Source organism: Williamsia herbipolensis (assembly GCF_000964005.1).
In the GTDB taxonomy this organism is placed as follows: domain Bacteria; phylum Actinomycetota; class Actinomycetes; order Mycobacteriales; family Mycobacteriaceae; genus Williamsia_A; species Williamsia_A herbipolensis.
Map to the genome: position 1 here is coordinate 24305 of NZ_JXYP01000035.1, position 21201 is coordinate 45505.

18 protein-coding genes are annotated in these 21201 nt (G+C 68.7%); 6 read left to right on the forward strand and 12 right to left on the reverse strand.

What is annotated here, in order from left to right; translation table 11 throughout:
- On the reverse strand, nucleotides 1-4011 hold the full coding sequence (locus tag TU34_RS18045) for a type VII secretion protein EccC (RefSeq protein ID WP_045824300.1): 4011 nt from the start codon (nucleotides 4009-4011) through the stop codon (nucleotides 1-3).
- A 78-nt stretch (nucleotides 4012-4089) separates the two neighbouring features.
- Here TU34_RS18045 and eccD point away from each other — a divergent pair, with 78 nt between their 5' ends.
- The 5 genes from eccD to TU34_RS23680 are packed head-to-tail and all read left to right on the forward strand — an operon-like array spanning nucleotide 4090 to nucleotide 10495.
- The gene (eccD, locus tag TU34_RS18050) at nucleotides 4090-5658 is read left to right on the forward strand and encodes a type VII secretion integral membrane protein EccD (protein ID WP_052689033.1); all 1569 of its coding nucleotides are present in this window, start codon (nucleotides 4090-4092) and stop codon (nucleotides 5656-5658) included.
- Nucleotides 5655-7121, forward strand: a complete 1467-nt coding sequence (mycP, locus tag TU34_RS18055) for a type VII secretion-associated serine protease mycosin (protein WP_238981375.1) — start codon at nucleotides 5655-5657, stop codon at nucleotides 7119-7121. Before eccD ends, mycP begins: the two co-directional genes overlap by 4 nt.
- Nucleotides 7121-7894, forward strand: a complete 774-nt coding sequence (locus TU34_RS18060) for a hypothetical protein (protein ID WP_045824301.1) — start codon at nucleotides 7121-7123, stop codon at nucleotides 7892-7894. The genes mycP and TU34_RS18060 overlap by 1 nt, the downstream gene beginning before the upstream one ends.
- Nucleotides 7895-7907: 13 nt before the next feature.
- The gene (locus TU34_RS23675) at nucleotides 7908-8636 is read left to right on the forward strand and encodes a hypothetical protein (RefSeq protein WP_150116592.1); all 729 of its coding nucleotides are present in this window, start codon (nucleotides 7908-7910) and stop codon (nucleotides 8634-8636) included.
- A complete protein-coding gene (locus tag TU34_RS23680; protein ID WP_150116593.1) occupies nucleotides 8633-10495 on the forward strand; it encodes a hypothetical protein in 1863 nt (620 codons plus the stop codon). The genes TU34_RS23675 and TU34_RS23680 overlap by 4 nt, the downstream gene beginning before the upstream one ends.
- Before the next feature lie 15 nt (nucleotides 10496-10510).
- Here the strand turns inward: TU34_RS23680 and TU34_RS18070 are convergent, their stop codons facing one another.
- Nucleotides 10511-10912 carry a DUF732 domain-containing protein gene (locus TU34_RS18070; protein ID WP_160298549.1) on the reverse strand — a complete coding sequence of 134 codons (402 nt, stop codon included), beginning with the start codon at nucleotides 10910-10912 and terminating at the stop codon, nucleotides 10511-10513.
- 23 nt (nucleotides 10913-10935) lie between these two features.
- The gene (eccB, locus tag TU34_RS18075; RefSeq protein WP_045824304.1) at nucleotides 10936-12375 is read right to left on the reverse strand and encodes a type VII secretion protein EccB; all 1440 of its coding nucleotides are present in this window, start codon (nucleotides 12373-12375) and stop codon (nucleotides 10936-10938) included.
- A gap of 116 nt (nucleotides 12376-12491) precedes the next feature.
- Between eccB and eccE the strand changes: the two genes are divergently transcribed.
- Complete coding sequence (gene eccE, locus TU34_RS24515) at nucleotides 12492-14525, forward strand: type VII secretion protein EccE (protein WP_082080416.1); 2034 nt, start codon at nucleotides 12492-12494, stop codon at nucleotides 14523-14525.
- Between the two features lie 78 nt (nucleotides 14526-14603).
- Here the strand turns inward: eccE and TU34_RS18085 are convergent, their stop codons facing one another.
- The 9 genes from TU34_RS18085 to TU34_RS18125 form a co-directional block, all read right to left on the reverse strand.
- Nucleotides 14604-14894 carry a WXG100 family type VII secretion target gene (locus TU34_RS18085; RefSeq protein WP_045824306.1) on the reverse strand — a complete coding sequence of 97 codons (291 nt, stop codon included), beginning with the start codon at nucleotides 14892-14894 and terminating at the stop codon, nucleotides 14604-14606.
- Nucleotides 14895-14923: 29 nt separating this feature from the next.
- On the reverse strand, nucleotides 14924-15238 hold the full coding sequence (locus TU34_RS18090; RefSeq protein WP_150116595.1) for a WXG100 family type VII secretion target: 315 nt from the start codon (nucleotides 15236-15238) through the stop codon (nucleotides 14924-14926).
- Between the two features lie 87 nt (nucleotides 15239-15325).
- Nucleotides 15326-16123: an ESX secretion-associated protein EspG gene (locus tag TU34_RS22440; RefSeq protein WP_052689034.1), complete on the reverse strand. Its 798-nt coding sequence runs from the start codon at nucleotides 16121-16123 to the stop codon at nucleotides 15326-15328.
- On the reverse strand, nucleotides 16120-17112 hold the full coding sequence (locus TU34_RS22445; protein ID WP_052689035.1) for a PPE domain-containing protein: 993 nt from the start codon (nucleotides 17110-17112) through the stop codon (nucleotides 16120-16122). Before TU34_RS22445 ends, TU34_RS22440 begins: the two co-directional genes overlap by 4 nt.
- Before the next feature lie 58 nt (nucleotides 17113-17170).
- The gene (locus TU34_RS18105; RefSeq protein ID WP_045824308.1) at nucleotides 17171-17476 is read right to left on the reverse strand and encodes a PE domain-containing protein; all 306 of its coding nucleotides are present in this window, start codon (nucleotides 17474-17476) and stop codon (nucleotides 17171-17173) included.
- A 43-nt stretch (nucleotides 17477-17519) separates the two neighbouring features.
- Nucleotides 17520-18752, reverse strand: a complete 1233-nt coding sequence (locus TU34_RS18110; protein WP_160298550.1) for a hypothetical protein — start codon at nucleotides 18750-18752, stop codon at nucleotides 17520-17522.
- Between the two features lie 59 nt (nucleotides 18753-18811).
- Entirely contained in the window at nucleotides 18812-19129 is a 318-nt protein-coding gene (locus TU34_RS18115; protein ID WP_045824309.1) for a type VII secretion target, read from the reverse strand.
- Between the two features lie 131 nt (nucleotides 19130-19260).
- Nucleotides 19261-20862: a WXG100-like domain-containing protein gene (locus TU34_RS18120; protein ID WP_150116596.1), complete on the reverse strand. Its 1602-nt coding sequence runs from the start codon at nucleotides 20860-20862 to the stop codon at nucleotides 19261-19263.
- 5 nt (nucleotides 20863-20867) lie between these two features.
- Nucleotides 20868-21191 (reverse strand): hypothetical protein, encoded by a 324-nt coding sequence (locus TU34_RS18125; RefSeq protein ID WP_045824311.1) that lies wholly within the window; start codon nucleotides 21189-21191, stop codon nucleotides 20868-20870.
- Nucleotides 21192-21201 lie beyond the last annotated feature (10 nt).

Genomic DNA, 21201 nt, shown 5'->3' on the forward strand with positions numbered 1-21201 from the left:
TCACTCCTTCGGAGCGGTCCAGGCGACCTGGACGAGTCCCTCTCCGCGACGCGACACCAACATGCCGCGGCCGGGTGGGCGCGGCGCGCACTTCGTGATGCCGAGCAGCACGCCCTCGTCCTTCGAGGCGCTCATCACCAGGCCGTCGGCCGACAGGTCGCGCAGGCGCGCGAGGATCGGGTCGAACATGGCGCGAGACGCACCACCGGAACGCCGAGCGACGATGAGGTGCAGACCGATGTCGCGGGCCTGCGAGAGCAGATCGAGCAACGGCAGCAACGGGTTACCGGTCGCGACGGCGACCATGTCGTAATCGTCGACCACGATGTAGAAATCGGGGCCCTGCCACCACGAACGGTCGCGCAGTTGCGCCGGGGTGACGTCGGGTCCGGGGGCGCGCGACTCCATCAGCGTCGCGATCTCGGCCACCAGCGACCCGAGGGCCTGCGCCGAGGTGGCGTAGGCGGCGAGATGATTGCCCTCGACCTCGCCGAGCAGCGACCGCCGGTAGTCGACCATCACGATCTTGTTGTCGGCCGGGCGACCGTTCTCGACTAGCCCCCGCACGATGGTGCGGATCGCATTGGTCTTGCCGCTCTCGGTGTCGGCGAACAGCAGGAAGTGCGGCTGGGCCGCGAAATCGACGAACACCGGGGCGAGTTCGGCCTCGTCGACACCGAGCAACACCTGCGAGGGTCGTCGGTCGCGACCGGCGTAGGCGGCGTCGAGAAGAGCGCCGCGGTCGATCGTCTCCGGCAGCATCCGCACCGCGGGCGCACCCTGGTCGGGGTAGAACGCCGCGACCTGCTCGACCGCCGCCGCGACACCGACCGAGAGGTCCTCGGTGCTCGAGGATCCGTCGAGGCGGGGGATACCGATGAGCATGTGCAGCTTGTCGGGGCTCAACCCGCGGCCCGGACGGCCGATGGGGACGGTGGCGGCGACCTTGCGGTCCACCTCGGAATCGGCCGGATCACCCAGTCGCAGTTCCACTCTCGTGCCGATCAGGTCTTTGATGACCGGGCGGATCTCCATCCAGCGCGACGCACCGAGCACCAGGTGCACACCGAACGCGAGGCCCTGGGTGGCGATCGCGTTGAACTGGTCCTCGATCGACTCGAACTCGCCGCGGATGGTGGCCCATCCGTCGACCACGAGGAACACGTCGCCGAACTGGTCGGCGTCGAGCCCGGGATCGCCCGCGGCGCGGCGACGGCGGAACTCCTGCATGGAGTCAATGCCGAGTTCGCGGAAGCGACTCTCCCGGCGACGCAGGATGGTCATGACCTCGGCAACGGTGCGGCGCACCCGATCCTCTTCGAGTCGCGTCGCCACCGACCCGACATGAGGCAGTCCGGTCAGTGCGGCGAGCGTGCCGCCACCGAAGTCCAGACAGTAGAACTGCACCTGCAGCGGGCTGTGGGTCACCGCCGCGGAGACGATGAGCGTGCGCAGTGCCGTCGACTTGCCCGCCTGCGGTCCACCGATGACCGCGACGTGGCCCTGCGCGCCGGCGAGGTCGACGAAGAGGACGTCGCGACGCTGGTCGTAGGGGCGGTCGACGATGCCGATGGGCAGTCGCAGCGAGGAGTGTTCCTTCGAGGCCGCCGCACGCCAGTCCCGCACGGGGACGAGCTGATCGACCGGGGTCGAGTCCTCCAACGGCGGCAGCCACACCTCGTGGGCGGCGCGGCCGTGGCCCTCGAGTCGCGACACCACCATGTCCAGCTCGGTGACGGTGCGACCGTCACGCAGGATCGGACCCGACTCCTCGACCGGTGCGGCGATCTCCTCGACCACCGGCGGGGGTGCGATCTCGGCGACCGAGGTGGCCGAGAAGGCCCGCACGGGCACCACCGGTCCGCGTCCGGCGGTACCCCGGCGGGTGCGCGCGGCGCGGCTCGCGACGTAGGGCCCCGACACGTAGGAGGCGTTGAAACGCAACGGATCCGACGAGTCGCACTTGAGGTACGCCGAGCCGGGGATGGCCGGCAGGTGGTATGCATCGGGCACGCCGAGCACGGTGCGGGATTCGCTGGCCGAGAAGGTCTTCAGACCGATCCGGTACGACAGATGCGAGTCGAGTCCGCGGAGCTTGCCCTCCTCGAGGCGCTGCGAGGCGAGCAGCAGGTGCATCTGCAGGGATCGACCCAGGCGGCCGATCATCACGAACAGCTCGGCGAAATCGGGCTTCTGCGCGAGGAGTTCGGAGAATTCGTCGACGACGATGAACAGGGCGGGCAGGGGCGGCAGCGGCGCGCCGTTGAGGCGGGCCTTCTCGTACTCGGCGACGTTGGCGAAGTTGCCCGACGCGCGCAGCACCTCCTGTCGCCGGTTCATCTCGCCCGCGAGGGCGTCACGCATGCGGTCGACCATCGCCAGCTCGTCCTCGAGGTTGGTGATGACCGCCGCGACATGCGGCAGGTCGTCGAGACCGAGGAAGGTGGCACCACCCTTGAAGTCGACGAGGACCAGGTTCAAGGCATCAGGAGAGTGCGTGGTCACCATCGACAGCACGAGCGTGCGCAGGAACTCCGACTTGCCCGATCCGGTCGCGCCGATGCACAGCCCGTGCGGGCCCATGCCGTTCTCGGCGGCCTCCTTGATGTCGATCTCGAGGGGTTGACCGTCCTGCGTGACCCCGACCGGCACCCGCAGACGCTCGCGCGAACTGCGTGTCCGCCAGACGGTGTCGGGTTCGATGGTCGCGGCGTCGCCGATGTGCAGCAGGCGCATCAGGCCCGGATCGCGGGGGCCGCTGTCGGGTTCGAGGTTCACCAGCTGCGCGGCGGTGGCGAGCGAGTAGCGGGCCATGCGTCGTGCGACGGCCTCGGCCATCGGCACCGACACCCTGTCGTGCACGGCGAAGTTCTCGACCCCGAACGCCGACTTCGCGCCGACCGACGGTCCCTCGATGACGAGCTGCGTGCCCTTGCGTGCGGCGAGCCCGAACTTCGGCGCGGTCAGGTCGAGCACGGTCACCGAGTCGAGACCGCCGTCGTTGATGACGCGTTCGTCGCCGGCGACGTAACCGTCGGCGACCACGATCAGCCACTGGGCGCGACCGGCGACCGGCGTCGCGTTGCGCGAGAACCGCGGACGCTCCTGCAGATCGAGGTCGTGGTCGGATTCGAACTCGCGCAGCGACTGGTAGAGCATGCGGACCTTGCCCACGCCGTCGCGGCGTTCGGGGTGTCCGACATGCGGCAGCCACTTCGCCCACGACCACTCGCTGCTGTCGGGGTCGGCGCAGATGACCGCGACGCGGACCAGGTCGGGTCCGTGGAAGGTGGTCAGCTGCAGGAGGATCGATCGCACCAGGTCGTTGACCTTCGCGGTCTCGCCCTCGAGGTTGATGGCCGGGAACGCGCGCAGCGAGATCGCCGTGGGCAGCCCGCGCACCACCGAGTGCATGCGGACGAAGCGTCGCAGCGCCATCATCGACACCGGCTCGAGGTCCTCGAGCGGGCCGGTCTCGGGCGGCGCGAGACGCGTGGCCAGTCGCTGCGCACCGATGCCGAGGCGGACGTGGCAGAAGTCGTTGTCGTCGGTGCGACGTTCCCACATCCGTCGCGATCCGATGGCCGGCAGGATCGACCCCGGCTCGGGATGCGACCACAGCAGGGCCTTGAGCTGATTGCGCGAGGTCTCCTCGACATCGTCGCGGGTGCGACCGAGATAGCGCAGGTAGTCCTTGCGTTCCTCGTTCAGCTCGGCCGACCGCTGGCCGCCGCCGCGGCTGCCGCCCGTCGCGAACATGCCGACCATCGACATCAGCATCATCATCGGGAACAGCAGGGTCACCGGGTTGCGCAGTGCCGAGGAACCGGCGGTGAAGAACAGAGCCATCATGCCGACCATCGCGACCACCATCACCACCGGCAGCAGGCGCGTGAGGATGCTCGCCGGGATGTTGCGGGGGATCTCCGGTGGCGGCTGAACGGCCAGCTCACCGCCGGGCAGACGCGGGCGGGGCGGACGTGGTCGACGGACAAAACCCTCGGTCGTCATCGACGCCCTCCCTGTGTACGAAATCGTGACGTCGGCTATCGTACGTTTCGCACAGATGACAGGGAGGGGCGGTCTTCCATGACCACATCGACGCCGGGATCCGCTCCAGCGGGCGGCATCATCCCGGCCGGTTCGGGTGGTGTGCTGGCCGGGCCGCGCACATCGAGTTCACTGTCGCCCTCGGCCGCCGCGGGTATCGCCCGCGCCGTGGAACCCGAACTGTGTCGCGTGTCGGTGTTGTCCGGTCGCACCCAGGTCGACGTCGCCCTGCCCGCCGACGTCCCCGTCGCGTCGCTCCTCCCCGAGCTCGCAGGCCTGTTGCTGCGCAACCAGTTCGGTGAGCCCGAACGGGTCCCCGACGACCTCACCGTCCGCTGGACGCTGGGCAAGGTCGGCCACGATCCGCTCGACGACGGTCTCTCGCTGGCCGAGTCCGGCGTGCTCGACGGCGATCTGCTGGTGTTGCGGTCGGACTCGACGACCGAGCTCGCCACGGTCTACGACGACGTCATCGACGCCGTCGCGGGCATCACACGCCGCGAGTTCCATTCCTGGACACCCGCTGCCGCACGATGGCTCGGTGTGATCGCGTTCCTCGTCGCCGCGACGTCGGCGAGCGGCCTCGCGATCGCCGCCACGTGGAGCGACCACCGCTACGACGTCGCCGCGATCGGTTTCGTCGCCTTCCTCCTCTTCGCCGTCGCCGGACTCATCGCCGGGAACTCGTCCCATCCCGACCGACTCGTGGGCGCCGCGCTCACCACCGGTTCCTGCCTCGCGGTGTTCGTCGGGTGCTTCGCCGTACTCCCCGGGGACGACAACGCCGCCAACATCCTGCTGGGCGCCGGGGTCTCGACGCTCGTCGCGATCGTGGCGATGCGCACCACCACCGGCGAACCGTTCACCCACCTCGCCCTGGCCACCACCTCGCTGCTCGTCACGATCGGCGGGCTCATCGCGGTGCTGTCGGGCGAGAGTGCCCGCGAGACCGCCGCCATCGTGACCGTGATCGCGCTGATGGTCGCGCTGTTGGCCCCGCGCCTGACGATCCTGCTGGTGCGCCTGCCCATCCCGGCGGTGCCCGCCGCGGGCGCCTCGCTCGACGCGATCGATTCCCCGGCCACCGCGAACGTCAACGCCGGTGTCGCGGCGATCGGTGCGGTCGCGCTGCCCGAGGCCACCGCCCTGGAGGTCCGCGCCAAGGCCGCCAACGCACACATGTCCGGGATGATGATCGGTGCCGGCGCCGTCGTCGTCGGTGCCGCCGTCCTCGGCGCCGTCCCGCACCCCGACTTCTCCTGGCAGAGCACGGTCCTCGGACTGCTGGTGTCGATGGCGTTGGTCCTTCGCGGACGCTCGCATTCCGACCTCGTGCAGGCCACCGGGCTGATCTCGCTCGGCGGGGTCGGACTGCTCGCGGTGCTCGGCGTGCAGACCGTCGCGGGTGGCGAGTGGACCGTGTGGGCCATCGGCCTGGGCATGCTCGTGGCGCTGGCGGCGTTCGCGTTCGGCGTGGTCACCCCGTCGATGGAGTTCTCCCCGGTGCTGCGGCGGATCGGCGAGTTCATCGAGTACCTCATCATCGCGGTCACGGTTCCGTTGGCGGCGTGGGTGATCGGCGTGTACTCGCTGGCCCGAGGCTTGTGACGATCGGTCCCGCGGGACGTCTCGCGCGTCTCGTGCTGGTGGCCGCCATCGGTGTCGGCGCACCGTTGGTCGCCGTCGCGCCGGCCCAGGCCCTGCCCGGCATCGCGAGAGAACTCCCGCCGGTCATCACCGGACCGATCCCACGCGAAGGTCCCGTCGCGCCGCTCGTGGCGACCAAGCAGACCGCGGTGTGTGCCACCGAGATCGCGACGCGCGGCGACTTCGTCTCTCCCCCCGCCGGTCTGGTCTCCCTCGACATCGCCAAGGCCTGGGAGTTCTCCAAGGGTGCCGGACAGAAGATCGCGGTCATCGACACCGGCGTGTTCCGCCACCCGCGCCTGTCGGTGATCGCCGGCGGCGACTACGTGTCCACCGGCGACGGCACCCGTGACTGCGACGGACACGGCACCATCGTGGCCGGGATCGCTGCGGGCAAGCAGTCGTCGGGTGACGGGTTCGCCGGTGTCGCGCCCGACGCGCAGGTCATCGCGATCCGACAGACGTCGGAGTCCTACGCCCCCGCCGACGCACGCGAGGCCGGCTCCGACACCCCGATCAACGCCACCGGGTACGGCAACGTCACCACCCTGGCCCGCGCCGTGATCCGCGCGGTCAACCTCGGGGCCGACGTCATCAACATCTCCGAGACCGCCTGCTTCCCGGTGAACGTGCCGATGCGCGACCAATCCCTCGGTGCCGCCGTCAAATACGCCTTCAGTCGCAACGTGGTCGTGGTCGCCGCGGCCGGCAACCTCTCGACCCAGGACCAGAACTGCACGACCCAGAACCCCGGCGCCAACGGGGCGCGACTGGCCAACCCGTGGGCGTCGGTGCTCACCCAGTCGTCGCCGGCGTACTTCTCGCCGTACGTCGTGTCGGTGGCGTCGGTCGACCCCGACGGCCGTCCGTCGAACTTCTCCCTCGCCGGGCCCTGGGTGACGGTGGCCGCACCCGGGACCGACCAGGTGTCGCTGAACATCTCCACCAACCCCCCGGTCATCGACGCGATCCAACTCCAGGGGAAGTCGCAGCCGATCAACGGCACCAGTTACGCCGCTCCCTATGTGGCCGGTCTGGCCGCGTTGATCAAGGCGCGCTTCCCGCAGCTGACCGCCGCGCAGGTGATCGACCGCATCACCCGGACCGCACACCATCCGTCGGACGGTCGCGACAACGCCGTCGGCTACGGACTCATCGATCCGGTGACCGCGTTGACCACCACGACACCCGACACCACCGTCGCCGGCGCCGACGTCGCCGATCCCCGTACCGGCGACACCCGCAACATCTATGCCGCCGAGAAGATCACCCCTCCGGCCGCCGCACCTGCACCCGACCACACGCCACGGAACATCGCCATCGGGGTGTCGCTGCTGGCGCTGGCGCTCGCGGTGGCGTCATGGGCGCTCATGCGCAACCGCAACGGCGACCGTCGTCGACTCCGTGAGGGCACCGACTACTGATGTCCAACAGCGACTGGGCGCTGAGCACAACGGACTTCCGGCTCCTCTGGGAGCAACAGGACGGGTCGGAGTTCCCTCCTGACCTACTTCCCGTAGGCACCCCCGGCGTCGATCTCGAACGGCGGCGAATCGATCTCGAGAACGCGCCGTTGACCGGAGGCCGTCTCGAGGCCATGGCGGCTTTCACCCGCCCTTACGTGTCGATCGGGGTTGCCGGGATCGACGCGACCCGCGACTTCGCAGATCCGATCCATCACCTCCATCTCACCGCGGCATGGAGTGTCGGGGCGGAATACGCGTACGTCGCGCGTCAGCAGGTCGGCGCGCATATCAGCGAGGGTGGCGACGTCACTATCTCACGCGTTCCTTCGAATTCGCTGCCCGGCACGGTCGTTGAGATGCTGCCGCCATCGAGCGGTGCAGGACGTCTCCCCGCCGACCTCGCGGTCACGTTTCGACAGGAGCCGCTCCTGGCCGAGTCCACCATCCCCGTGGTGGTGGCAGCACGATCAGACGTGGCGACGGCCGCATTCGAATCGACAGTCACGCCGACAACCTGCGGAAGTCTTCGCGTACAGGTGGGATCCATCACCGATGGCCGCCGCCCCTCATCTCTGGAGCTGCGCTTCCGAGACATTCCTGATGATGGTCGCTACCTGTTGATCATCGACGATCCCGGGGCCGCGATGCCCGTCGATTCCATTACCCTGACGAAGATGCTCAACCGCGTGATCAACCTTCTCCGCAAGCGACACAAACAGACAGCGATTTGAGGAACGAGACACGATGCACAGGCACAAGCGTGGCACCCTGACGCGAAACATCGGCGTGTCCGCACTGGGGTTAGTAGCGGTTCTCGGCATCGCTGCCTGCAGCTCCGATGGCACCGACAACGCCCCGGTTGCGTCGTTGAGTAATCCCAGTCCGAGCTCGGTCGCCGCGTCGGCGTCGGTCCCGGCGGGCGTCGAGAAAGACAGCGTCCTCGACCTCAACTCGACCAAGGACATGACCGGGGTCGTGACCACAGTGCCGATTAACAAGAGCCCCTATATCGATCATCTCCCCGACATATGTCAATTCATCCCCGACTCGGTCGTTCAACAACTGGGTGCGACACGAAAGAAAAAGGGATTTACCGGCACCCGCCTGATAACACAAGGCTGCGTAATTCAACCGCCGTTGGGTGAGCTCACCTTCAGCATTAATGCGGCCATATACGTTAATAATATACGCGAGTTATTGACTCGGCCGGAGAACAGAATTTTCAGGAGCAACGTTGAGATTGCGTCATCTCTGAGAGGAACGGCATTTCAAGATACTGGCGTCGATCTGAACGATGGTCGCGGTTACGAGAATTGCCGGGTCGCGTGGGGAACGTTTTACGGGGCCGCAGTGATCAGTTTCGATATCAACCCGGGTTACAAGGCAAATACATGTGAACGCGCAATTAGTGCTGCACAGGAAATTGCGCCCTTCATGCCGAAAAGTCCGTCTCAGATGCGGAGCACGCCATGAGCGGCGATCAGGTTACCTTCAGCACGGAGGCGGCCGAGCAGTTGGAGAATGCCGCGTCCGTTATTCGCGACGCGATAGCACAGCTAACGAACTTGGTGCGACAGCTAGAACTGGTCGAAGGATGCGGAGGCTTCCCATCGGGTTCCGCCATACGTGCAGCCCTGATCGCCTTAGGGAAGATCGCGACTGAAGCAATAATCCGACTTCAAACGGCACTTGAGAAAATTCAATCTTCGGTGCGCGCTGCGGGGAACATTATCGACGGACAAGAGGACGAATCGGCCGCGGCGATTCGAAGTCCAAAGCCGTCAGCAAGCCCACCGCCCGATCTGTCGGGGATCATGACCGGCGGTGCGCCCCCGACCTCCAGCGGGACGACGTCGACGCCCGGAATCGGACCGCTCATCAACGGGTTGGTGAACGGCACAGTCCACCAGCAGCAGAGCCCGCTCGGTGTGAGTGGCGGGTTGCCCGGTCTGCTGGCCGCGCCGCCCGAGGCTCCAAAATCCCCCGGAGCGGATGCGGCGGGCAAATTTCCGACGAACGCATCGCCGGAGGCCTCGGGGGGGCTGACACTCGATGCCATCCTCGCGGCCCTGAATCCGTCGGACGCAGCGACTCTGACGAGACTCGCCGAGCAGTGGCAGCAGGTTGCCGACTCGTTGAACACCGCGATCGCGGGCTTCAACGGCGTTTTCCAGAAACTTCTCGGCGGTCCCACATGGAACGGCTATCTCGCGGACACGATGCGAGGAAAGCTCACCGAGTTCACCACCAACGTGCAGGGTATCGCCGACCAATCGCACGCCAATTCGGGTGCGATCAACGTCTGGGCGACCGGTCTCGGCAACTCGAAGTCGGCGATCCAGCAGTTGGAAGGGGGCCGCGCGACAGCTATGGGCGCGGCACCCCCGGAGACGAAGCTCCAGGTACAGCAAAGCTACGACCAGGCCGCCCGGATGGCCATCGACGGTACCTACAACCCCGCTGTGACCGCCATCAGCGGCGGCCTCTCGAACATCTCCGACCCGAGCAGCCCTGTGGGGACCACTCCCCTCTTCCTCCCCGGAATGGGCCCCAACAATGGTGGAAGCGGACCCACGTTTGCTGCGGCGCCGTTCTCGGGCGGCGGGGGTGCGAGCGGTGGCGGCGCCAGTGGTTCCAGCAGCGGTGGCGGTGGTGGTGGCGGTGGTTCCGACGCCGCGGCCGCCCTGCAGCGCCGCGCAACGGCGGACGCAGCATCAGCCGCGAAGACCGCGAACAATCCGGCGAACACACCACCTGCGGGCGGGCCGTCGCAATCTGGATCGGGCAGTCCTGCCGCCGCAGCGCAATCAGCCGCGTCGAAGGCCGGCGAGGCCGGCCAAGGTCTCACCCGTGGCGGACTGGGCACAAACTCAGCGGGGGTCGGATCGATGAGTTCGGCCGAGAAGGCGGCCGCGGAACAGGCCAAGCGCGCCGCGGCTCAGGCGGCGGCCAAAGCGGCCGGCGGCGGTGGCGCCGGGGGAGGCGGCTCGGCAGGAGGTGCCGGACTCGCAGCAGCCGAGAAGCAGGCGCTGTCAGCTCGTGGGGCATCAGCGATGACTGCAGCCGAGCGCGCCATGGCAGCCGAGCAGGGCGCGTTGTCGAATTCGCGGGCCAACCCCGCTGCGACGGGCGCGACGCCGATGGGTGGTGCACGTCCGGGCGGGGGCGGCGAGGACGGCAAGTCCCACAAGTCGGCGCGCTACCTCCGGTCGACCGAGAACGGCGAGGAGATCGTGGGCGCGCAGGACGACGTTGCGCCCACCGTCCTCGGCGGCCTCAATCTCGACACCACAGATACGCCGCCGACGACTCCGACGACGCGCCCACGCTGAGCCTTCGAGGGGTGGTCACCTCGGACAGAACGTCGACGTCGCCTGAGTGACGAAGTAGTCGGCGCGACGGGTGTCGCCGCCGTAGCTCTGTGACATGTCGGCGACGACCGAGGCGCGCGATGCACCGGACGCCAGGTCGGCGCACACCTCCTGAGCGGTGGCGACGAGGGTCGCATCGTCGGCGAACTTGAGGTCGCCGTACTGGAGCGACGAGATCTGCAAGATGCCCAGGAACGCCTGATCGCGGGTCGCGCCGATCGCCTTCTCCAGCTCCGCGGCTGCGGACTGCTCGGCGGGACTCGGCGTCCTCGACGTCGAGGACTGCACCGACACCGACGACGACTGCGGGGTGGCCGAGGGCTCGGCGGCCGAACCGCAACCGGCGGTCGTCAGTGCGACGGCGACGACACCGGTCACCACCGCCACCCGCACGCGAATCATCAACTGCCGCCGGTGGGGGCGAGGTCGTCGCGCGCGGTGAGGGCCGCGTTCTGGGCCAACGTGGGTCCGGGCGGCAGCAGCGCGACGATCGCGTAGGGCGCGGCGAGCGGATCGGGCATGCCCAGGGGCGACGCCGACGATGCGGGCACCCCGTATCGCACACCGGTGTCGGTGACGAGGAAGTCCGAGGCGGAGCGGGTGCTGTTCGCGTCGACGCCGGTGGTGCGCACGAAATAGCCGCTGCCGGGCGGGATGTAGGCGACGTCGGCGCTGAGTCCGTCACCGGTCGCGCCGACCGTCGGGACCATCGAGGTGGGATTGGCGACCGGGAAGTCCGGCCCGAGCGACAGCCCGATCGAGGCGGCGTCGTCGCCGTTCTTCGTCCACCCCAGGCACAGCGCCTTGTCGGCGGTCCCGTCGACGAGCCGGGGGGCGGTGGCGGGGTATCCGGACACCGCCAGCTCGTCGACCGTCGGGACCGTTGTCAGCGCGTTGAGCGGCACCTCGATGGGCCTGTCGCTGATCGCCTGCTTCGCGCGGATCAGATCACCCACCAGCGGCGAGATCTGTTGCACACCGTCTTTGAGCACCACGTAGAGCTTCGAGGTGGTGCCGCCGGAGTTGTCGAGGCTCGTGGCGGTGACGATGGATCCGATCCGTGCCCCGTTGAGAGTGAAGGAACTCGGCCGTCCGGCGTCGGCGATGGTCGGCGCGACGATCGGCCGCGACGGAGGGATCGCGTCGAGCACCGCGTTGCTCACCGACCGGGCCGATGCGTCCTGCAGGCCGAACGTCTGGCGCACCGCGCTGTCGGCGGGATCGATGGCGGCGCGGGTGTTGCGGTAGATGAGGTAGGCGTCCTCGCCGTTGCGGACCAGCATCGCGTCGTCGGGACCGATGCCCCGGGTGGTCGACAAGGCGGTCGGGGGCCCGGCCACGACACCGACAGTCGGTTGGCCGTCGGGGTTCCGCGGCTCGTCGAGGCGGTCGCAGACCGTCCAGATCGACCGGCCCGGCGCCCCCTTCGCCGCCAGGCTGCTCGGCGCGCCCGCGATGCCCAGCTGCGGCCCGCGGGTGTACTTCGACAGGATCTTGTCGCTCACCGAGTTCGGGTTCTCGTCGACGCCGGCCGCCAGACGCGCGGACGCGAGGTTCAGCGCGGGATGCAGTTGGTCGCCGAGGAGGACGTAGAGCTGACCGGACTGCTTGCTGATGAGCACCTTCGAATCACCGACGGATCCCTGGGGCTTGAAGAACGAGAGCGCCACCGCGCCACCGAGCACCACCAGCGTCAGCACGAGGCCGACGACGAGTGCCTTGACGTGACCGCTCATCGGGTCGTGGATCATCCGCACGTCGCGCCGCACCAGGGCGTGCTCGAGACGACGCAGCAGGAATCGGTAACCACTGACCTGGGACTTCGTGGTCCTCTGGGCCATGATCGGCTGCCACCCCCGCAATCGGTGTCGATGCTCGTCGCGCGCCGTGGCGTGCGCCGATACCGGCATTCGTACAGTCATCAAGTCGAGAAATTACTGCTGTTAAGGTACTCGACGTGGTGGAATCGGCTGGGCCGGGTACCCGGCCACGGAGCGGGGGGCTCACCTCCGCGTTACCCCTGTCATCGATCGCCGTCGCCGAGATCGTCGCGATAGCTCTCTACGCGGTGCTCCGCGTGGTCGGCGTCGCCCAGATGCCCTCCGCGGCCGCGGCTCTCGCGGTCGGGGTCATCGGCGCGGCGTTGGCGATCTCGACGCGCGGGTTCATCTCGGTGTGGGGTCGGCTGCGCCGCCGCATCCGTTTCGTTCGTCGCCGCGTCGGCGAGTCCGACGACCCACCGATGCCGTTCGATGTCCCGACGACCGACCGCACCCTGATGGGACTGCGTTGGGTCGACGGACGGCTCATCTCCGTCATCCGCCTCTCCCGACCCGTCGCACCGAGCGTCCTGAGCCCCACCCAGACCGTCGTCAGCGGCTCCGGGCTCAAGCTCGGCGTCGTCGCGCGGGCCCTGCGGCAGTTCGACATCGAGCTCGAGTCGATCGACGTCGTCGCCCACGGCTGGCGCACCCGCAGCGCATCGCACGTCGCCGGGCCGTACCAGAGCCTCACCGGCAGCCTGCCCGCCGTCCCCGAACAGGATGTGTGGATCGTGTTGCGGCTCAACCCGTTGCAGTGCCCCGACGCGATCGCCTCACGCGGCGGCGGGTCGACCGGTGTGATACGCACCGCGATCACGGCCACACGACGGGTCGGGAACCACCTGGCCCGCGAGGGCTACCGCACCCGCATCCTCACCGCCGGCGAGATCACCGCCATGACCGGTCGTCTGCTCGACGGCGCGCCGGTCGATTCCGCCGAGGAAGATTGGGACGAGGTGCGGTACGGGTCGTACAGAGCGAGCGCCTGGGCGGTCCCGGGAGCACTCGACGCACAGATCCTCACCGACATCTGGTCGACCACCGCGCTGTCGACGACGACCTCGACGACAATCACCCACGACGGCCCCGACGAGTTCGAGCTGTCCACCGTCGTCCGCTACGGCTCGGTCGGCGACCTGCAGCTCGCCGTTCCCGAAGGCCTCGAATCGCTGGCCGGGCAACAGGAGCCGGCGATCGCCGCATCGGTTCCCGCGCACCGACCCCGGGTGCGACGGATGCCCGTCTCCGTCGGAGATCTCGCCGCGCTCGACGCCACGGTGGTGCCCGACGGCGGCTGCGGACAACTCATCGGCGCCGATCAGGCGGGGTCGGCGGTGGCCGTGCCCCTCTTCGGCCCCGACGTGCGACGCGTCGACCTCTACGGCGACCCGTATCTCATGCTGCAGATCGCGGTGCGTGCGATCGCCCTGGGGGCGCGGATCCTCGTCCGCACCGACCGACCCGAGACGTGGCGCGCGCTGTCCGAAGGGGTCAATGACGCCCGCACCCTGTTCATCTCGGCCAACGCCACCGACCAGCGATACCCGACGAACACCTACACCGTCTGCCTTCTCGACAGCAGGCAGGCGACCGAGGATCAGACCATCACCACCCACATCCGGGTGCACCGTGAGACCGGTGAGGTGACGCCCCTGGGCGAGACCGCAGACGTCGCCGTCTACCAGGATGCCTCGTCGACGAGCCGCATCTACCTCGTCACCTCCTCGGGGGCGATGGCGCTGACGTTGGTGTCGGTACCGGCCGAGAACAACCTCATCGAGGGATTACGTGCTCCCCGGCCGCCCGTACCGGTCTCCGCGACACCGCAACGGCCACAGGATCGTTTCGACGACCCCCGCAGCGGATCCGTTCCACCGCAGGGGGATCAGGGACCTCGACGCCCTGCGCCGTTCACCTCCGGTCCCGGCCCGGGCGGCCCCGGTCCGAACGGCCCTGGCCCGGGTGGTCCCGGCCTTCGTCCGCAGGGCCCATACGCGCCGGGTCCCGGTTTCGACCGGCCGCAGCAGATGCCGCCTACGAGGGACATGCCCGCATTCGTGCGGCCCGAGCCGCGCGACGACGGTCCACCGACCGATCAGCACTCTCGTATCGGCCGACACAGCAACCCGCCCCCGGGGCGTCACTCGAATCCGCCTGACGACGCCTGAACGCCGTTCCCCGACGCAACGGGCGACGCACCTCGTGAGAGGAGCGCCGCCCGTTGAGCGTTCGTGGTGCGGTGTCGATCAGCCCCAGCCGCTGGCGATCGAGCTGTTGGTGGACTGCATGTCCGAGTTGCCCGAGCCCGCGGCGGTGACGATCGAGGCGAGGACCTGCTGCACCTCGTGCGAGCCCTGAATCCACTTCTGGTAGACGGCCTGGAAGGCCTCGGCCGATGCGGGGTCCTCCCACAGCGACGCGGTCTGGTTGCGGATGCCGTTCATCTCTTCGGTCATCTGCACGAGCTGGGCCTGCTCATTCTTGGCCTGCGACAGCAGGCCTTCGATGCCGGCGTAGTCGTAATGGATCTGTCCCATGATGTTCTCCTGTAATGGTGGGGTGGGCGTCAGACTGCGGTGTTCAGACCGCCGCCGGCGGACTTGATCGAGCTCTGCGCCTGCTCCTCCTGCGAGGAGTACTGGTTCATGTTCTGGTTGAGCATGCTGATCATCTCGTCCATCGAGGTGTTCATCTTCGTCGCGGCCTGGTGGTACTCCGAGGTCACGTTCATGAAGGCAGCCTGTGCGGCACCCTTCCAGACTCCACTGGACTCACTCACGGTGGAGTTGACGCGCGCGAGCAGGCCGACCATCTGCTGGTGCACATCCTTGGCCTTGTTGATGGCCGCGTTCATCCCCTCGATATCAACCTGCGTTGCCACAGTGCGTTCCTTTCATCGTTGGCATCCGCGAGTCGAACGCCGTCATACGAGCCGGGGCGGTTGCCCCACTCGAATCCCGTTGCGCGATCATCGATCGCCTCCAGGAAGATTTTCTGCGAGTTGCCGGACCGCGGAGACCACGGCGTAGTCGTCGCCGGGCGCGATGGACGTCCATCGTTCGCCTCCGAGCGACGGCGCCGCGAGCGACACGACACGACCGCGTTCGGTGTCGAACACGGCGAGCACGGCGCGGTCGGTGAGAGAGGCGTTGTTCACGACGATCTCGGTCTGACCGACGCAGTGCGACAGTGTCGCCGCGACCGCGCGGCCCTGCGGCTCGGGCACGCCGAGTCCGAAAAGGGCTGCGGTGTAGTCGACCTCGTCGACGCAGAGAGCCAGGGCTGCGTCGAGTACAGCACTCGGAAATCGCAGCGGGGTGATCGGAGCACCAGCGGTGGCCCCGATGCGGGCGGTCACCTCGCGGACCAGCAGCTTGGCGTCGTCGTCGGCCCTGATCTCCTCGAAGGAGAAGCGCTCACCTGATCGCGAGACCAGCACGCGATGTTGGCCGTCGGCCACGATGCACATCCGAAAGACCTGGGTGACGTCGATGCGTCGCAACTCCAGCATCCACTCCGGGTCGGCGGCCGCCTGCATCATCCACTTGAGGGTGGGATGGACGTTGCCCATCGCATCGAGCACACCGCGCTCGGCGAGGGTGGAGCGGCCTGCAGCCCGGAACTCGATTGCCGCGGAATCGGTCTCGTGGCGTTCCTCGACGCGTAGGACAGCAGGCAGTGTCTGGATCACGAGCGCGTCGCAGAGGGCCAGGAGTTCGCCCAGCTCGAGGTCGAACGACGCGGTCGAGGTGTCGACCATGATCATGTCCCCTCCCCGTCCGGTACCCCGATGACCGACGGCGAGGCCACCTGCGACCCCGCCGACGCCGCTTCCTGTACAGAAGCATAGTTCGTGGTGACCGGGAGTGGGGCCTGACCCTGATGACCGGGCGCACTGGCCGCCGCCGCCGACATCGGGGTGGCGGGCACGAACTGCGACTGGGCGCCAGACTGACCGTCGACGACCACACCGTCGGCGCCGGAGTTCGCGGCCTGCACCACGACCTCTCCGTCGGCCCGGGCGGCGGCGTCGATGCGAGCGAGATCGCGACGGGTCTGCGTCACGTATTCGTCGGACCGGTAGGCGCCCAACGGCGTCGCGCCCATGGCGGCGATCTGAGCGAGCATCGCGCCCTGCCCCATCAGCGCCTGCTGCTGGGCGATCTTGGCCGCGGCCTTGTCCTTCTCCGCAGTGAGCGACGCCCGGTGGACGAGGTGGGCGGGTACGGGCACCGAATCCCACGATTTCGCCACCGGAGTGGTCGCCAGCTCGTAGGACTCCATCACCCGAGCGGCCTGGGCCTTCATGCCGTGCGCCTGCTCGTCGAGCCTGGCCAGTCCACCGGCGATGAGCGAATGTGGCGGAGCGGCAACGGCCTTGAGCGCGTCCTCGAGTTGTCCGAGCGCACTGATGACCTCGGCGTCGGGCATGGCCGCCATGGCGACGGTGTGCGCCACCGCCTGACGTTCGGCCGCGGTGGCGTTGTGCGCGGCCATGTCCGCGGTCTCCGAGACCCAGGTGGAGAGTTTGTCGAGCGACTGCGCCATCGCGGCGTCACCCTTGCCGCGCCAGCCCTCGGCCATCAACTTCCGGACGCCGGCGAACTCGCGATCGAGTTCGTGCAGCGCGGAAGCGATCGCCGCCCACGACATCCCGGCCTCGAACAACGGCTTGGCACCGGCGCCGCGGCTCAGGTCGCGACTCAGCTGTTCAGCCGGTCGCGCATCCCACCTGATGCCGGTGAAGCCCGTCATGTGCCGATGCCTTCCTGGTTCGTCGTGCGTGGGTGTCGCGGTGGTGCGGTGCGGGGTCCTACAGCGCCGTCAGGTCGCCGGCCACCGCTTCGTCGTGGCTGTCGACCGCGGAGGTCTGCTCCCGCAGCGCACCGGCCACGTCACGGATGGCCGATATTCCTTTGACGAGCTGATCGGAGAAAAGTTCCGCCGAATCGGAAAAAGATTTCGCCGCGGCGACCGACACCTCATCGGAGCCGGCCGGGGCCACGGTCAGCGAGGCGCGATGGCTCCCGATCGTCTTCTCCAGCGAGGTGGCGATCGACTCGAGACGTCGCACCGCCTCGGAAAGGTGTTCGGTGTCGACGGACAGGTTTGCGGTCATCGGGATACTCCTTCGCGGGCGATGATGGATGGGACGGACACGGTCAGGCTTCCAACTCGTCGGATTCTTCCCAGATCGACTGGCTCACCGAGGCTTCCACCCCGCCGAGCACGGTCGGGCTGGCCGAGGGGATCTCACCGACGATCTCCTCGGTGTGGCGGGCGTCGACGACCTGTTCACGATCGGCGTTGTGCTGACCGCCGGCCGACGGCGTGGCACCCATCGCGCCGCCCGCACCCATCGGCATCGCGGCCGGTGTGGTCGCTCGGGTCACCACGCGCTCCTCGCTGTCTCCCACGACCTTCCCGCCGGGTATGCCGCCGCGTGGCCCGCCGAGGGAGTCAGGTGTGGTGCGCGGGCTCAGAGGCGCAGCCGGACCGGACGATCCGACTCCACCGATACCGCCGACACCCATCGGTACGGCACCGCCACCGCCTCCGGCCGAGGCGCCCTCACCGCGTGCGCCGAGATCCAGATCGTCGCCGTCCCGTCCCCCGAGGTCTGCGCTGTGACGGCCGCCGAGACCACCGGCGCCACCGCCCGCCTTGATGAGCGACTGGATGGGCTGGCTGATCGTCTGCACCGTGGTCATGGCCATGCCGGGGATCTGCGAGGCGACCTGCGGGACAGCCGTGATCGCCACCGGCGCGCCCGCGCGGGTCATGTTCGCGGTGTGGGCGAACAGTTCTCCACGTGTCTCGGCGACGACCGCGAGGCCCTCGTTGAGGTGGACGGTCGCCGAGGCGATGATCGCGGCCTGCCCACCGGGGGTGAAGGCGAGACCGATCGCCGCGGGCAGCGTCGCGACGAAGCTCGCGATGATGCCCTGCAGCATCGCCACACCCTTGGCGACGGTCGCGGTGGCGGTCGCCACGACGGTGGATATGTCGCCGCTCTGTGCGCCGGTCGCCGTGCCGTTGGCCTGCGCGGCGGTACCGGAGGCCATCGCCTGTGCGGCCGCCGGTCCGGTCCACAACGGGGTCAGCGCCGACATGGCCTGACCGCCCATCTGCACCACGCTCTGGAACGCCTGCATCAGGCCCTCGAACAGCTGCATCGGGTTGAACGGCGCCGACGACATGTCGCCCGATCCGAAACCGCTCATCAGATCGGTGAGTGGCTTGAGCAGGGCGCCGATGTCGATCGTCGGCAGCGGTGGCAGCTGCGGGAGGGGCGGCATCGGGGGCAGCTGCGGAAGGGGTGGGAGGCCCATCTGCTTCAGGACGTCGTTGACCGGCATGTGCAACAACGGCGCCACTGCGCTGTGGTCCAGCATGTCCATCGCGCTGGGACCGGATCCTGATGCGGGTGCCGGCCCGTGGCCCGCACCCTGGGTCACAGCGAGGAGGCCGCGGTGTTCAGCGCGGCCGAGGTGTCACCGTCGGTGCCCTCGTATTTCGCGGCGGTCGACATGGCCGACACGGCTGTGCCCTGATGCACCGCGACCAGGGAGGCGGTCGACACGGCGTTGGCGAACTGCGACACACCGAAGCTGGCCAGGAAGTCCTGTCCGATGAGCCCGAAAACCGGGACCATCACCGCGACGTTGGCCGCCAGATCCATGGCCGAGGCACTGTCGATCACACCGCCGATGGCAGACGAGGCGGCGCCGTATCCGCGGATCGCGTTCGGATCCGCAACGAAGTCAGTCATCGAGTCTCCCCTGTTGAGTGCAGCTGGACGCATGTCCGGTGTCAATCGGCCTGAACTTTATCGCAGCTGAGGACATATTTCCACGTGATCGTTAGTGACGGTCATGACGATGTGCGCCGACAGAGGAGCCGTCATCTGCCGCTCCCGGGGTCGTCCGAGGTGTCCAGATTGAGGCCCGACGATTCCGACGGCGGGAGGAGCTCCGCCGATGCACCGGGATCAGCCCCGGACCCCGACGCCGCCGCGGAGGGCCCGATCGATTCCACGAACGGCGCCAATCCGTCGGTGCGCAGCGGCGGCGACCCCGACAGCGGCAGGTCAGATGAATGGCCCTCGATGACCGCACCGGTGATGTCGGTGCTGTCGATCGCGGCCGTCGGGAGGCTCGAGACGCCCACGGGCGGCTGCGACGGATCAACCGCCCAGGTCTCCGCGACCTGTTCACCGGCGAGATCGCCGGAGGCGCCGGACATCACGTCCTCGGGTGTGTCGGTCTCGACCTCCGGTCGGACCGGAGCGGATCGCGTATCGGTGTGCGGCGCGCCATCGCGCCCGCCCGCACCGCCCTGGGACGGTGCCGCACGCGACGGCTCGGACGGGGCGGGGCGGGTCTCGGACGGTGGCCGAGTCGTCGCCGATTCCGGTGGCCCGGGATGTCCCGAGGTCGTGGAGACCGACGGTGAACGGCCGTCGGGAGACGAAGGCGTCGACGACGGTCGTGGTGTCGAGGCCCCCCGGCTGTCCCCTCCCGTGCTCGAAGGCGGGACGGCGGCCGGACCGGGCGCGCCGCCTGCTGTGGCGTCGTGGTGGTCGCCGCGAGGAGAGGTGCCACTGGCGGGATCGGGTGCGGGTGGGCGCGCGGACGAGGTGTTCCCGTCCGAACCTGCGCCGTGGTTCGCCACGCGACCGGAACCGCTGTCGCCGTGGCCGGATCCGCCGGTGTCTCCCGAACCCCCGTTGTCACCGGAACCGCCGCCGCGTCCCGACCCGTCAGGGTGGGCCGATGGACCGGTGAGACCACGCTTGCCGACACCGTCGACGGCTCCGGACACCGCACCCTGCGCACCCGACGACACCGCTGCGCCGAGGACCTTCCCGGGATCGACACCGTCGCCGAAGAACCGGCTCGCGATGAGTGCCTCGGAGAGTTCCTTCGTCGCACCGATGGCGGCTTCCTTGCCCGCCTCGGTGGCGATCTCGACCCCGACCTCCCTCACGATGACCTTCAGGCCCGTGGCGGCGATGTGTTCGACGATGTTCTCGATGAGTTCGGTGATGATCGCGCGCAGCATGGCACCGGTGATCACCGCTTCGCCGGCGGCCACACCCATCGATGCCCCGAAGGTGAACGGGGCCGCGGCGAGTGCGGCGTACAACTCGATCGCGAACAGCGCGAGCGTGCCGATGTACGCCCCTTTGGCGACCGCGACCGACCCCGCGGTGAGGCGGCAGAGCGTCGAGCATCGGGAGAAGTTGTCGGCGACCCCCGCGAGACCCTCCGATCCCGATATCTGGTCGAAGTAGGCGGCCATCGCGTCGTGCACCTGACCGGCGATGACACTCTGCAGTCCGGCCGATCCGGCTGCGACGTCCAGGCCCGCCGCCTCCAGCGCGTCGGCCGCCGCGGCGTAGGCGTCACTCATGGCGCCCAACGCGTCCTCGTCGCCCTCGGGATAGGTGAAACCGCCCCCGATGAATCCGAGAACGTCCCCCAGGTATCCGGGCAGTGCCATACCCATCAGGAACCCGATTCGCCGAACGACGTCGCGTTCGCATCGTCCTGGTCGGAGATGATCCGCGCCGATTCGGGGACGCCCACGGCTGCGGCGGACAGGCGTTGGTGGATGTCGCGCAGCGTCGCCATCGCATCCTGGTGCGCGGGTTCGTAACCCTCGCCGAAGACGCCTCCGGGCTCGTCGCCGCCCCAGACGCTCGCGTCACGGCCGTCGACCTCGGCCGAGACCTTGTCGAGCGCTGCCTGCACTTCGTCGGCCGCGTCGGCGAAGCGTCGCGCAGCCGCGCGCAGGCCGGCGATGTCCGTCGACAACGGATCTGTACTCATCGGTGGCTCC

Excerpts from the sequence above, each read along its gene's own strand:
- TU34_RS18115 (WP_045824309.1), bottom strand. The coding sequence starts at position 19,129 with ATGACTGACTTCGTTGCGGATCCGAACGCGATCCGCGGATACGGCGCC.
- TU34_RS18105 (WP_045824308.1), bottom strand. The coding sequence starts at position 17,476 with ATGACCGCAAACCTGTCCGTCGACACCGAACACCTTTCCGAGGCGGTG.
- TU34_RS23675 (WP_150116592.1), top strand. The coding sequence starts at position 7,908 with ATGCACAGGCACAAGCGTGGCACCCTGACGCGAAACATCGGCGTGTCC.
- eccD (WP_052689033.1), top strand. The coding sequence starts at position 4,090 with ATGACCACATCGACGCCGGGATCCGCTCCAGCGGGCGGCATCATCCCG.
- TU34_RS18060 (WP_045824301.1), top strand. The coding sequence starts at position 7,121 with ATGTCCAACAGCGACTGGGCGCTGAGCACAACGGACTTCCGGCTCCTC.
- TU34_RS18085 (WP_045824306.1), bottom strand. The coding sequence starts at position 14,894 with ATGGGACAGATCCATTACGACTACGCCGGCATCGAAGGCCTGCTGTCG.
- eccB (WP_045824304.1), bottom strand. The coding sequence starts at position 12,375 with ATGGCCCAGAGGACCACGAAGTCCCAGGTCAGTGGTTACCGATTCCTG.
- TU34_RS18120 (WP_150116596.1), bottom strand. The coding sequence starts at position 20,862 with ATGGCACTGCCCGGATACCTGGGGGACGTTCTCGGATTCATCGGGGGC.
- TU34_RS22445 (WP_052689035.1), bottom strand. The coding sequence starts at position 17,112 with ATGACGGGCTTCACCGGCATCAGGTGGGATGCGCGACCGGCTGAACAG.
- TU34_RS23680 (WP_150116593.1), top strand. The coding sequence starts at position 8,633 with ATGAGCGGCGATCAGGTTACCTTCAGCACGGAGGCGGCCGAGCAGTTG.
- TU34_RS18125 (WP_045824311.1), bottom strand. The coding sequence starts at position 21,191 with ATGAGTACAGATCCGTTGTCGACGGACATCGCCGGCCTGCGCGCGGCT.
- TU34_RS18045 (WP_045824300.1), bottom strand. The coding sequence starts at position 4,011 with ATGACGACCGAGGGTTTTGTCCGTCGACCACGTCCGCCCCGCCCGCGT.
- TU34_RS22440 (WP_052689034.1), bottom strand. The coding sequence starts at position 16,123 with ATGATCATGGTCGACACCTCGACCGCGTCGTTCGACCTCGAGCTGGGC.
- TU34_RS18110 (WP_160298550.1), bottom strand. The coding sequence starts at position 18,752 with ATGCTGGACCACAGCGCAGTGGCGCCGTTGTTGCACATGCCGGTCAAC.